The following is a 12,295-nucleotide window of genomic DNA, read 5'->3' as shown; positions in this document are numbered from 1 at the left end:
CCGGGCTCAATAAAGGGGAACTGGTGTGCGGAGGCCCGCTGTTAGGGTGGCCGAATGGCATCGGTGAGGAAGATCCAGATCACTTTCGACTGCGCGGACCCCGAGCGTGTCGCCCGTTTCTGGTGCGAGGTGCTGGGGTACGTCGCACCTCCGCCGCCGGAGGGGTTCGACTCCTGGGACGCCTATAACGACTCACTGCCGCCCGAGGAGCGGGGTGCGTGGTTCGCGTGCTCCGATCCCACGGGTGAGGGCCCGCGCATGTACTTCCAGCGCGTTCCCGAAGGCAAGGTCGCCAAGAACCGGGTGCACGTCGACGTGCGGGCCGGCACCGGGCTCGTGGGTGCGGAGCGGCTGGCCGTGCTTGAGGCCGAACGTGATCGGCTGGTGGCGCTCGGCGCGGTGTGCACGAAGGTGCTGTATGCCGACGAGGACAACGAGTCGTGCATCAACATGCAGGACATCGAGGGCAACGAGTTCTGTCTCGACTGAGCATCCTCCGGCACAGAAAGAGGGGGCCCGCATGGCGCGGGCCCCCTCTTTGCGTGCGTTGCCGGGCCGGACTACTTCTTGAAGCTGTAGTCCATGATCTTCTTCATGTCCGCGGAACGGGTGGTCGCGCTCGTGGAGGAGAGCACCGTGCCGATGACCGTCTTGCCGTTGCGGGTTGCGGCGAAGACCAGGCAGTACTTGGCCGTCGGGCCGGAACCGGTCTTCACGCCGATCGCGCCGCTGTAGCTGCTGAGCATCGTGTTGGTGTTGGACCACGACATGTAGCGGTAGCCACCGGTCTTCGTGGTGACCTTCTGCTTGGTCGACTTGGTCTTCACGACCGTGCGGAACGTGGAGTTCTTCATCGCGCTGCTGGCGATCTTCGTCAGGTCGCGCGGCGTCGAGTAGTTCGAGCCATTCCCTATGCCGTCGAACGAGTCGAAGTGGGTGTTCTTCAGGCCGAGGGACTTGGCGGAGGCGTTCATCTTGCCGACGAACGACTTCACACGGGCCGCGCGGGTGGTGCCGGAGCCGAACTTGTCGGCCAGCGCGTACGCGGCGTCGCAGCCGGACGGCAGCATCAGGCCGTACAGCAGCTGGCGGACCGTGACCTTGTCGCCCACGATCAGGCGGGCCGATGAGGCGCCCTTGGAGACGATGTAGTCGCTGTACGCCTTCTGGATCGTGACCTTGGAATCCAGGTTGAGATTCTTCTGCGCCAGGACGACCTTGGCAGTCATGATCTTGGTGGTGGAGCCGGTGGAGCGACGGGTGTCCGCGGCCTTGGTGAACAGGGTTTTCGCGGTGCCGTTGTTCATCACGTAACCGCCCTTGGCGGTGATCGTGGGAGTGGGCGGCGTCGCGGCCTGCGCCGTGGAGGCGAACACGCTGCCCGCGATGACGGCACCCGCGGTGAGAGCCACGGTGGCAGTGGCGGAAACGCGGTTTATGCCCTTAATGCCGATTTTCAACTTGAACGCTCCAAATGCCCCTGGAATGCGGCCACATGAGGGTGCCGCTCGGTGGTGAGACTCGTGAGGCGGGGCGAAGGATGTGCTGATTCCTGGGGCAATTTCGGAGCTGCGGATGGTTCGGGTCATAGGTCGGAGCCCGTCCCGAATCTGACCGGAGCCTGTCCGCATCCCGGGCGGGATTCGCGATGCACACATGTTGTATCTATGCTGTGTACATGCCTGCCGCACCCTCAGCCGTGAAGCCCCCTGTGAAGTCTTCGGTCAAGCAGCCCCCCGCCGCCGAGCGCGTCTACGCCCACATCAAGGAGGCGGTCCTGGACCGCCGCTACGAGGGCGGCACGCTCCTCACCGAAGGTGATCTCGCGGAGGCCGTCGGGGTCTCCCGTACGCCCGTGCGTGAAGCGCTGCTGCGGCTGGAGGTCGAGGGGCTGATCAAGCTGTATCCGAAGAAGGGCGCTCTCGTTCTCGCCGTCTCCGCGCAGGAGATCGCGGATGTGGTGGAGACCCGGCTGCTCGTCGAGGAGTTCGCGGCGCGCAAGGCCGTGCCCGCCTCCGCGCAGCTGATCGGCCGGCTCGAAGAACTCCTGGAGGAGCAGCGGCAGCTGGCCGAGGCCGGGGATCTGGCGGAGGTGTCGGTGAAGGACCGCTGCTTCCACGCCGAGATCGTGCGCAACGCGGGCAATGACATCCTCTCGCGCCTCTACGACCAGCTGCGCGATCGGCAGTTGCGGATGGGCGTCGCCGTGATGGAGGCGCACCCGGGCAGGATCGCCGCCAACATCACCGAGCACGGTGAGCTGCTGGAGGCGATCAGGTCCGGTGACGCGGACGGTGCCGCACAGGTCGTGCGGCGTCATGTCAGCCGGGTCAAGGTGCTGGTCAGGGGTGAGGACCGGTGAGTTCTGCCGCCGCTCCCACCCTGTCCCTGCCCGGTGATCCACCCGGCGGCCGGCGTGCCCTGTGGGTCTGGGGCATCGGGGTCGCCGTCTACTTCGTCGCCATCATCTTCCGCACCAGCCTGGGTGTTGCCGGACTCGACGCCGCCGACCGGTTCCACGTCAACGCCTCCGCTCTCTCCACGTTCTCCATCCTTCAACTGCTCGTCTACGCGGGCATGCAGATACCCGTCGGCCTGATGGTCGACCGGCTCGGCACCAAGAAGGTCCTCACCCTCGGGGCCGTCCTGTTCACCCTGGGGCAGCTCGGCTTCGCGCTCTCCCCCTCGTACGGCACGGCACTGGCGTCCAGGGCGCTGCTCGGCTGCGGCGACGCGATGACGTTCATCAGCGTGCTGCGGCTCGGTGCCCGCTGGTTCCCGGCCCGGCGCGGTCCACTGATCGGGCAGGTCGCCGCGCTCTTCGGCATGGCGGGCAACCTCGTCTCGACGCTCTTCATCGCGCGGGCCCTGCACGGATTCGGCTGGACCACCACCTTCGCCGGCAGCTCCGCCGCCGGGGTTCTCGTCCTCGTCCTTCTTCTGCTGTTCCTGAAGGACCACCCCGAGGGCCACGAGCCGCCGCCCGTCGAACACGTGGGCGCCGCCTACGTACGCAAGCAGATCGCCGCCTCCTGGCGGGAGCCCGGCACCCGGCTCGGCATGTGGGTGCACTTCACCACGCAGTTCCCGGCCATGGTGTTCCTGCTGCTGTGGGGGCTGCCGTTCCTGGTGGAGGCGCAGGGGCTGAGCCGGTCCACCGCCGGTGAACTGCTCACCCTGGTGGTGCTCTCGAACATGACGGTCGGGCTGGTCTACGGGCAGATCATCGCCCGCCACCACGCGGCCCGCGCCCCGCTGGCCCTCGGGACGGTCACGGTGACGGCCCTGCTCTGGGCATCGACCATCTTCTACCCGGGCGACCATGCGCCGATGTGGCTGCTGATCGTCCTGTGTGTGGTGCTCGGCGCGTGCGGTCCCGCCTCGATGATCGGCTTCGACTTCGCACGGCCCGCCAACCCGCCGGAGCGCCAGGGCACCGCCTCGGGCATCGTCAACATGGGCGGCTTCATCGCCTCGATGACCACACTGTTCGCCGTCGGCGTGCTGCTGGACGCGACCGGCGACAACTACCGGATCGCATTCGCCTCGGTCTTCGTACTGGAGGCGATCGGCGTCGTGCAGATTCTGCGGCTGCACTCCCGGGCCACGCACCGCGAGCGGGAGCACCATGTGATCAGCCGCGTGGAGGCCGTGCACGTACCCGCGTAACGCGTCTGCCGCGCCGGATCGGCGGCGCGCCCGTCCTCGCGCGACGGGCGCCGCCGACCACGGTGGCACGACGCCGGGACGCTACGGCGTCACGGCGTCACGGCGAAGTTCTGCAGAATCGCCTCCGCCAGATCATGGTCGCCCTCGACCTTGATCCGGTCCGCGACCGCACCCGACCGCACCCGCCCGCAGGCGAGACGGAAGTACGTCTCCCAGTCCATCGCCAGCGTCACCGCGGGCCCGAGCGACGGCGCACCGTCCACCGAACCGCGGCCCTCCGCATCGACCCTGACCGTGCGCAGGAACTCCATCGGCCCGTGCACATCGAGCACGACCGCCGAATTGGCCGGCGCACCCGCGTCCTTGGCGACCACCTTCGGCAGCGCGGCGAGCAGCGTGTCCCGGGCAATGGTGGCGCCGGGGGAGTCCAGATTGCCGGGCTGCCCCAGCGTCGCCCGCAGATCCTGCTCATGCACCCAGGTATCGAAGGCCCTCATCCGCAGTGCCAGTTCGAGGGTCTGCTCGGCGCCGAGCGGCGCCCGGACCATGGTCTCGGGGTCACGTGTCTCGTTGCGCAGCTGACGTGCGCGGCGAATGATCGTGTACTCCAGCTCGGAGGTCATCTCCGGCGCGGTGTGGTGGCGCCGCACATCGACCTGCATCTCCATGTAGCGAGCGAAGTCGTTCTGCACATGGTAGAGATCGCGCGGCAGTGTGTGGATCGGACGCGGGTCGCCGAGCTGCTCGCACTCCATGCCGATGACGTGCGAGACGATGTCTCGCACCGACCAGGCGGGGCACGGCGTACGGCGGTTCCACTCTCCCTCGGCGAGCGGCTTCACCAGCTCGGCTATCGACTCGATGGAGTGGGTCCAGGCATCGGCGTAGGTCTGGAGGCTGGGATGGACGGTCACGGGACCCCTCGTGCGGTTCTGCGGTGCATGGGCTGGAGTGCTGGGCGCGGGCGGCGGGCTGCGTGGGAGGTTCGGTCGCTAAGTTACGCTGCGAGCAGGCACCCCGGCAGTGCTTTCGTGTGACGATCGTAGGCCCGTGTTGACGGCTCGAATGCCAGGACGGTGGTAGTGTGCGCGCCTCCCTCATCCAGATCGCAGTAGACCCGGACGAATCCGCCAATTCCCGTAGGCAGCGCGCGGCTTCGCTGATCGCGGCCCAGCGTGGTGCGGATCTGGTGGTTCTTCCCGAGCTCTGGCCGGTCGGCGCGTTCGCGTACACCGCCTTCGCGGACGAGGCCGAGCCGCTCCAGGGGCCCACCCACGACATCATGGCGAAGGCCGCGGCCGACGCCGGGGTATGGCTGCACGCGGGCTCCTTCGTGGAGCGCGCGGCCGACGGCACCCTCTACAACACCGCGCTCGTCTTCACACCCGAGGGCGAGCGGGCCGCCGCATACCGCAAGATCCACCGCTTCGGCTTCGACAAGGGCGAGGCGGTCATGATGGGCGCCGGCGAGGAACTGGTCACGGTCGCCCTGCCGCAGACCACCCTGGGCCTCGCCACCTGTTACGACCTGCGCTTCCCGGAAATGTTCCGTGGCCTGGTCGACGCGGGCGCCGAGACGCTGATCGTCGCGGCGGGCTGGCCCGAGCGCCGCCGCGCCCACTGGACGCTGCTGGCCCAGGCCCGCGCCGTCGAGAACCAGTCGTACGTCCTGGCCGTCGGCACCGCGGGCACCCACGCCGGAATCCAGCAGGCCGGGCACAGCATCGTCGTCGACCCCTGGGGCGAGGTGCTCGCGGAGGCGGGCGCGGACGAGGAGGTACTCACCGTGGAGTTCGACCCGTCGAAGGTCGCCGCCACGCGCGAGCAGTTCCCGGCGCTCAAGGACCGGCGGCTGGGGCTGGCCCCGCCCGAGACGGGCAAGTAGTCACGTTTCACGTGAAACGCGCCGAGGTCAGCCCTCGTGCTCCTTGTCCGCGAGCACGATGACGCACACCGATACGGCGATGAGCAGCGCCGCATCGGCGTCCTCCCGTACGACATCGATTCCGTACGTGTCCCGGACGGTCAGCCGGCGCCGTGAGATCTGGGCCAGCAGTTCCCCGTCGTAGTCGATGGCGAACTCACGGTCCAGGATCTTGCCGCTGACATCGAGCTCGGTTCCGTCCACCAGCGTGACCCGGTAGTGGTTGCGCAGCAGTGACAGCCGCTTGCGCTTGATCGCGGCGAGCTGTTCGCCGTCGCGCTCGATGAGCATCGTGTCGCGCAGGCTGAGCAGCTTCTGCCGGATCTCGACCAGGATCCGGCCCTGCGCGTCCTTCAGCTCGAAGGTGTCACGCACCCGCATGGCCTTGCCGTCGACGAGGAAGGCCTTGCGGCCGTCCGCGTCCTCGATCCAGTAGTCGTCACCGACAGCGAAGAGCCGTTCACGCACCAGGAGTCTCATGGCTCACAGGTTCCCCCAAGACCCTCCGGAATGCGGGCGGGCCACGGTGATGTTGACTGTTCACATGGCAACACGTGCGCGCGTCAGGGCCCCCGAGCTGGTCGGCAAGGGCGGCTGGCTCAATACCGGCGACCAGCAGTACACCCTCGCTGACCTGCGAGGGCGCATCGTCATTCTGGATTTCTGGACGTTCTGCTGTGTGAACTGTCTGCATGTCCTCGATGAGCTGCGCGAGCTGGAGGAGAAGCATCGCGACACCGTCGTGATCATCGGTGTGCACTCGCCGAAGTTCGTCCACGAGGCCGAGCACCAGGCCGTCGTCGACGCCGTCGAGCGCTACGAGGTCCACCACCCGGTCCTCGACGACCCGGAACTGGCGACCTGGAAGCAGTACGCCGTACGGGCCTGGCCCACGCTCGTCGTCATCGACCCCGAGGGCTATGTCGTCGCCCAGCACGCGGGCGAGGGCCATGCGCACGCCATCGAGAAGCTGGTCGAGGAACTGGAGGCCGAGCACGGGGCGAAGGGCACGCTGCGCCGCGGCGACGGCCCCTACGTCGCGCCCGAGCCGGTGGCCACGCATCTGCGCTTCCCCGGCAAGGCCCTGCTCCTGCCCGACGGCGGTTTCCTCGTCTCCGACACCACCCGCCACCGCCTGGTCGAGATCGAACGTGACAGCGAGACGGTTCGCCGTCACGTCGGTACGGGGGACAGGGGGTTCACCGACGGCGGGCCCGACGAGGTCCGGTTCTCCGAGCCGCAGGGGCTCGCCGTGCTGCCCGACGGCCGGATCGCGGTCGCCGACACCGTCAACCACGCCATCCGCGCCCTCAACCTCACCACCGGGGTGACGACGACTCTCGCCGGTACCGGCCACCAGTGGTGGCAGGGCTCCCCGACGACCGGCCCGGCCCGCGAGGTCGACCTCTCCTCGCCCTGGGACGTCGCCTGGTTCGCGGACCGGCTGTGGATCGCCATGGCGGGCGTGCACCAGCTGTGGGCGTACGACCCCGCGACTCAGACCGTGCAGGTCGCGGCCGGCACGACCAACGAGGGCCTGGTCGACGGGCCGGCCGACGAGGCCTGGTTCGCCCAGCCGTCGGGGCTCGCCACGTCGGCCGACGGGGAGCGGCTGTGGGTCGCCGACTCGGAGACGTCCGCCCTGCGATACGTCGAGCGCGACGGCACCGGCTTCGCCGTCCGTACGGCCGTCGGCACCGGCCTCTTCGACTTCGGACACCGCGACGGTGCCGCAGATCAGGCCCTGTTCCAGCACCCGCTGGGTGTGACCGCGCTGCCCGACGGATCCGTCGCCGTCTGCGACACGTACAACCACGCGCTGCGGCGCTACGACCCCGCGAGCGGCGAGGTCACCACCCTGGCCACGGATCTGCGCGAGCCCAGCGACGCCGTGCTGGTCGACGGCGATCTCGTCGTCGTCGAGTCCGCCCGGCACCGGCTGACCCGGCTGCGGCTCCCGGAGGAGGCCGTACGCGTCGCCGACCAGGCACACCACACGCAGCGCGCGGCCACCGAGATCGCCCCGGGCACGCTTCGGCTCGATGTGGTCTTCCAGGCGCCCGCCGGGCAGAAGCTGGACACCCGGTACGGTCCCTCGACCCGGCTGCTGGTCTCGGCGACCCCGCCCGAGCTGCTGGCGGAGGGCTCCGGGCCCGGTACCGACCTGTTCCGCGACCTGGTCCTGGCCGACGGTGTCACCGAGGGCGTTCTGCATGTGTCCGCGATGGCGGCGTCCTGCGACGACGATCCGGCGAACGAGTACCCGGCCTGCCATGTCCACCAACAGGACTGGGGCGTCCCCGTCCGCGTGAGTGCGCAGGGAACGCCCCGGCTGCCGCTGGTGCTGGCAGGGATGGACGAGCAGGTCTGACGGTTCGGGTCCTGATGGTTCAGGACCCGACGGCTCAGAAGTCGTCCGCGCCGTTGCGCAGCTCGTACGTCCAGTAGCCGGTCTTCGCCTGCGCCGGGTCGACGAAGATGCCGGAGGCGCCGGGCGCCTTCACGGCGGCCAGGCCGCTGCCGCCCTGGAGCATGACGGAGAAGGCCGACACGGGCTCGCCGTCCTCGTCCTTGCCACCGTCCGACAGCTTCACCAGCGCGTAGGCCGGGGCGCCGGGGGTGAGCACGACAGGCGCGGCCGGCTTGCTCTTGGCGACCGCGGGCACGTTCTCCTTGTGGCTTTCCAGGAACTGGATCTCCGGGAAGCCCTTCATCTCGCACTTGTGGCCCGAGGTGTTCTTCGCCGTCAGGACGATGTGGGTGTAGGGCGGGCCGTCCTGGGTGGCGGCGGTGATCTTGACGTCCTTGGTGGCGCAGGCGGGGGCGGTCGCGGACGCGGAGCCGGTGGAGCCCTTCGTGGCGCTGGTGTTCTTCGCGGTGCCGCCACCCGACGCGGTGCTGCCACCCGTCGTGGTGCCGGTGTCCTTCGCGGCTTCGGACGAAGAACCGGCCGCTGCGGTGTTGCTCGTCGCCGGGCCGGCGGACTTCGTGCCGGAATCGTCTCCACCGCAGGCGGTGAGGGCCAGGGCGAGCACGGCGGTGGTCGCGGCGGCGAGGACGGTGGTGCGGTTGCGAAGAGTACTCATGGAATTTCCCCCGAGTGTGACGGAGCGGACGCCGGGTCATGTGGCGAGCGCCCCTGACCTGCTGACATTTATGAGTCTGGGGTCCACCGCTCATGTTCTGCTGCCGTCCCGCTAACGTCCCGCTGACGTCCGGGACCCTCGCTCTCGCGTCGCTGCGCGGGGGCGCGGCTCACTCGTCGTCGGCGAGCCGCCGGACCGCCTGTTCGTACCGCTTGCGGTACTCCGCCTGCGCCGTCACCCGCAGCAGCGCTTCGAGGGCCCGTACCGCTCCCTCGTCGTAACCGGCGCACTCCGCCTCCCCGGCCGCCCGGTCCAGCAGCCGGATACCTTCGCTCTCCTCGCCGAGCGCCAGACGGGCCTCGCCGCTGGTGGTCAGCAGCAGCACCCGGCGTGCGACCTCCTCGTGCTCGGGCCCGAGGTCGAGCGCCGTCCGGGCGGAGTCGAGGGCGTCCTGCGGCCGGTTCGCGGTGAGCTGCATCCGGGCGAGGTGCTGCAGGGCGAGCATCTCGGTGTGCGCGTCGCCTTCCTCGCGGGCCAGGCCGACGGCCCGTCCGCAGTCCTCCAGCGCCATGTCGAGCCCGCCCTCTTCGGCCTGGACGACGGCCAGGTTGATCAGCGCGGTCGCCTCGCCGAGCCGGTCACCGGCCTGCCGGGCGAGGCCGGGCGAGCGCTCCAGCAGGGTGATGGCCTCGGCGGTCCTGCCCTCCTCGGTCAGCACCCAGCCCAGCAGATTGATCACCCGCGACTCGGCGTACGGATCGTTCTCGGTGCGGGCGGAGTCCAGCGCCAGTTCCAGCAGCGGGGCCCAGCTGTCCCGTACCCGCCACACCACCTGTGGCCACTGGAGCAGGATGATCCGCCAGGCCCGGTCGTCGAGCCCGGCGGCCCGGGCCGCGACGGCGGCCAGGGCCAGATCGTCGCGTTCGGTGGCCAGCCAGCTCATCGCCGCCGCCCGGTCGGTGAAGTCCTTTGTGGCGGCGGGGCGGTGGTAGCCGTCCGGCAGGGCGAAGCAGGGCTCACCGCCGGGTTCGGCCGTGTCGGCGGCGGCGAGCGCGGTGGCGATGTAGTGGTCGAGTACACCGATGAGGGCCTCGGACCCGGACGCGGGGTCCAGACCGCGGGCGTAGAGGCGCACCAGATCGTGCAGCACCCAGCGCCCGGGTGCCGTCTCGGTGACGAGGTGGGCGGTGGCGAGCCGTTCCAGCGCCGCCGCGGCGACGACCGGGTCCGTGCCGGCGAGTGCGGCGGCCGTGTACGGGTCGAAGTGGCTGCCGGGGTGGTGGCCGAGCCGGGTGAACTGGTGGACGGCGTCCGGCGGCAGCTGTTGCACGGTCAGCCGCAGCGCGGCGGAGACACCGGTGTCGTCCACGTCGAGGTACGTCAGCCGGCTGCGTTCGTCGGCCAGTTCGTCCGCCAGTCCGGCCAGCGTCCACTGCGGACGGCCTGCCAGCCGGGCGGCGGTGACGCGCAGGGCGAGCGGCAGGCCCCCGCAGAGCCCGGCGAGCCGGCGGGCCGCCACTGGCTCGGCGAGGACCCGTTCCTCGCCGAGCACACCGGCCAGCAGGGCCGTGCTGTCCTGCGGTTCGAATATGTCGAGCGGGACGGGACGGGCCGCGTCCGAGGCGATGAGGCCTTCCAGCCGGTGCCGGCTGGTGACCAGCGTGACGCAGTCGGTGCCGCCCGGCAGCAGTGGCCTGACCGTGGCGGAGTCGCGGGCGTTGTCGAGGATGACGAGGAGCCGGCGCCGGTCGGTCAGGGAGCGGAAGAGCGCCGCCGCGGCGGGGACGGACTCGGGGACGCGGCGCGGTGCGATGCCGAGCGCCAGCAGGAACTCGCGCAGCACTTCGATGAGCGCGGGCTCACCGGTGTCGCTGAACCCGCGCAGATCGGCGAAGAGCCGTCCGTCCGGGAAAGCGCCGGGGTTGCGGTGCGCCCACTGGAGGGCCAGCGCGGTCTTTCCCACGCCGGCCGGTCCGGTGACCAGACAGACGGGCGCCTCACCGGCCGCGGCCCGGGTGAGCGCGGCCAGTTCGGTGCCCCGCCCGTGGAAGCCGCGGGGTGCGCGGGGCAGTAGATCGGCGGGGTGCGGCTCGCCGACGAGGGGCGGCAGGGGGAGGGGGCGGGGGGACGGCGGGCCGGGGGTGCTGTCCGTACCGCTGATCGAGTCGCCCGGGCGGTCGGCCGGTTCGGCCCCCGCATCCGGCCCGGCCCGACGCTCGGCCACCGGACGGGCCACGGACACGGCCCCGTTGCTGTTGCCGATGCCTGTGCCGTGACCGCTCCCGCCGCCTGTGGCGTGCCCCGTGCCGTTGCTGCCGCCGCTGCGGACCGTGTCACTGCCGGAGCCGGAGCCGGAGCCGGAGCCGGAGCCGCTGCCCCTGCCTCTGCCGGAGCCGTTGAGCGGCCGGCCAGGACCGCGCATCGGCGCCGCCGGGCCGTCGGCCGTGTTCCGTCGGGCGTCCGGTGCGGTGTCCCGTCCGGCGTCCGGCCCGGGGTCGCCGCGCAGGATCAGCGCGTACGTATCGGTGAGCTCCTGCCCCGGGTCAACCCCCAGTTCATCGGCGAGCAGCCGCCTCGTGCGGTGGAACCAGTCCAGTGCCTCCGACTGACGACCCGCCCGGTACAACGCCGTCATCAAGGCCGCCGCCAGCGACTCCCGCATCGGATGCGCAACCGCTTCCGCCCGTAGCACCGACGCCGCCCGGTTGTGCTCCCCCAACATCGCATAGGCGAACGCCAGCTGCTCGACCGTCGCCAGCCGTGACTGCTCCAGCGAGTGCGCGGCCGCCTGGAGCGGCGGACCGGCGAACGCGCCGTTGAGTGCCGGTCCCTGCCACAGCGACAGGGCATCCTTGAGCATCAGTACGGAGTCGGCGGGGCTGCGCTGCTCCCGCGCCAGCATCAGTAGTTCCTCGAACCGCTGGGAGTCCAGCAGTGTTTCCGGTACCCGCAGGAGATACGCGTCGCCGAGGGTGACCAGCTCCACCCCGTACGCCTCCGCGTCCGCGCCCACCAGGAGGGCGCGCAGCCGGGACACATGCCCCTGGATGACGCCACGGGCGTGCAGCGGCGGTGTGTCGTCCCACAGGCAGTCCGTCAACCGGGCGATGGAGACGGGCGTGTTTGCGGACAGCAGGAGCGCGGCGAGCAGGCTGCGGCGTTTGGCGGGGCCGAGTGGCAGCGGCCCGGTGAGCGTGTCGACGGAGATGGTGCCGAGCAACCGGAACTCCACGAGTGTCTCCCCTTCCGGGCGGGATGCGCCCGAGGTGGGGCTCGGGACAAGTCCCAGAATATCGGGGGTGCCGAGGGGCCCACGACGGGTCACGCCCGGTCGGCAGGGCGCGACCTGACCGGCGCCGTGAGTCAGGGGTAGCGGCGCTCGTCCTCGGACACGACAGTGGTGCTGGGCGGCACGACCATCCGGCGACGCCGCGCGATGCTCGCGTAGACGAAGACCCCGATGGTGCCGACGATCATCATGATCCAGCCGACCAGGTCGACGTCGACGGTGTCCATCTTCCAGTCGGTGGCGAAGGCCAGTATCGCCCCGGCGCCGATGAGGATGATGCATCCTCCGAGTCCCATTGATCCCGCCTCCTCGACGGCCCGGCGGTTC

General features: G+C 70.4%; 11 protein-coding genes. 5 read left to right on the top strand and 6 right to left on the bottom strand.

The features are described 5' to 3' along the window. The first annotated feature begins 54 nt into the window (after positions 1-54). The gene (locus ACGFU7_RS09170; protein ID WP_383976279.1) at positions 55-489 is read left to right on the top strand and encodes a VOC family protein; all 435 of its coding nucleotides are present in this window, start codon (positions 55-57) and stop codon (positions 487-489) included. Between the two features lie 71 nt (positions 490-560). Here the strand turns inward: ACGFU7_RS09170 and ACGFU7_RS09165 are convergent, their stop codons facing one another. Further along, the gene (locus tag ACGFU7_RS09165) at positions 561-1,460 is read right to left on the bottom strand and encodes a D-alanyl-D-alanine carboxypeptidase family protein (protein ID WP_393693843.1); all 900 of its coding nucleotides are present in this window, start codon (positions 1,458-1,460) and stop codon (positions 561-563) included. A gap of 218 nt (positions 1,461-1,678) precedes the next feature. Here ACGFU7_RS09165 and ACGFU7_RS09160 point away from each other — a divergent pair, with 218 nt between their 5' ends. Further along, positions 1,679-2,362, top strand: a complete 684-nt coding sequence (locus tag ACGFU7_RS09160; RefSeq protein ID WP_393693842.1) for a GntR family transcriptional regulator — start codon at positions 1,679-1,681, stop codon at positions 2,360-2,362. Next, positions 2,359-3,669 (top strand): nitrate/nitrite transporter, encoded by a 1,311-nt coding sequence (locus tag ACGFU7_RS09155; protein WP_393693840.1) that lies wholly within the window; start codon positions 2,359-2,361, stop codon positions 3,667-3,669. The genes ACGFU7_RS09160 and ACGFU7_RS09155 overlap by 4 nt, the downstream gene beginning before the upstream one ends. 89 nt (positions 3,670-3,758) lie before the next feature. Here the strand turns inward: ACGFU7_RS09155 and ACGFU7_RS09150 are convergent, their stop codons facing one another. Continuing rightward, the gene (locus tag ACGFU7_RS09150) at positions 3,759-4,583 is read right to left on the bottom strand and encodes a maleylpyruvate isomerase family mycothiol-dependent enzyme (RefSeq protein WP_393693838.1); all 825 of its coding nucleotides are present in this window, start codon (positions 4,581-4,583) and stop codon (positions 3,759-3,761) included. Between the two features lie 170 nt (positions 4,584-4,753). Here ACGFU7_RS09150 and ACGFU7_RS09145 point away from each other — a divergent pair, with 170 nt between their 5' ends. Then, complete coding sequence (locus ACGFU7_RS09145) at positions 4,754-5,554, top strand: carbon-nitrogen family hydrolase (protein WP_393693836.1); 801 nt, start codon at positions 4,754-4,756, stop codon at positions 5,552-5,554. A 27-nt stretch (positions 5,555-5,581) separates the two neighbouring features. Here ACGFU7_RS09145 and ACGFU7_RS09140 read toward each other — a convergent pair whose 3' ends face one another. After that, the gene (locus ACGFU7_RS09140; protein ID WP_393693834.1) at positions 5,582-6,073 is read right to left on the bottom strand and encodes an LURP-one-related/scramblase family protein; all 492 of its coding nucleotides are present in this window, start codon (positions 6,071-6,073) and stop codon (positions 5,582-5,584) included. A gap of 64 nt (positions 6,074-6,137) precedes the next feature. Between ACGFU7_RS09140 and ACGFU7_RS09135 the strand changes: the two genes are divergently transcribed. Further along, a complete protein-coding gene (locus tag ACGFU7_RS09135; protein WP_393693832.1) occupies positions 6,138-7,964 on the top strand; it encodes an NHL domain-containing thioredoxin family protein in 1,827 nt (608 codons plus the stop codon). A 34-nt stretch (positions 7,965-7,998) separates the two neighbouring features. On the opposite strand, the gene ACGFU7_RS09130 is transcribed toward ACGFU7_RS09135, so the two are convergent. The 3 genes from ACGFU7_RS09130 to ACGFU7_RS09120 all read right to left on the bottom strand — a co-directional run bounded on the left by ACGFU7_RS09130 (position 7,999) and on the right by ACGFU7_RS09120 (position 12,264). Next, positions 7,999-8,679 (bottom strand): DUF4232 domain-containing protein, encoded by a 681-nt coding sequence (locus ACGFU7_RS09130; protein WP_393693830.1) that lies wholly within the window; start codon positions 8,677-8,679, stop codon positions 7,999-8,001. 169 nt (positions 8,680-8,848) lie between these two features. Next, on the bottom strand, positions 8,849-11,911 hold the full coding sequence (locus ACGFU7_RS09125) for a BTAD domain-containing putative transcriptional regulator (RefSeq protein WP_393693828.1): 3,063 nt from the start codon (positions 11,909-11,911) through the stop codon (positions 8,849-8,851). Between the two features lie 131 nt (positions 11,912-12,042). After that, a complete protein-coding gene (locus tag ACGFU7_RS09120; RefSeq protein ID WP_393693826.1) occupies positions 12,043-12,264 on the bottom strand; it encodes a DUF6458 family protein in 222 nt (73 codons plus the stop codon). Positions 12,265-12,295: the final 31 nt, after the last annotated feature.

The organism is Streptomyces sp. NPDC048473 (assembly GCF_043200155.1).
Taxonomy (GTDB): Bacteria; Actinomycetota; Actinomycetes; order Streptomycetales; family Streptomycetaceae; genus Streptomyces.
Note: the sequence above shows the minus strand (reverse complement) of the source record. Positions and strands in the feature narration are given on the sequence as shown.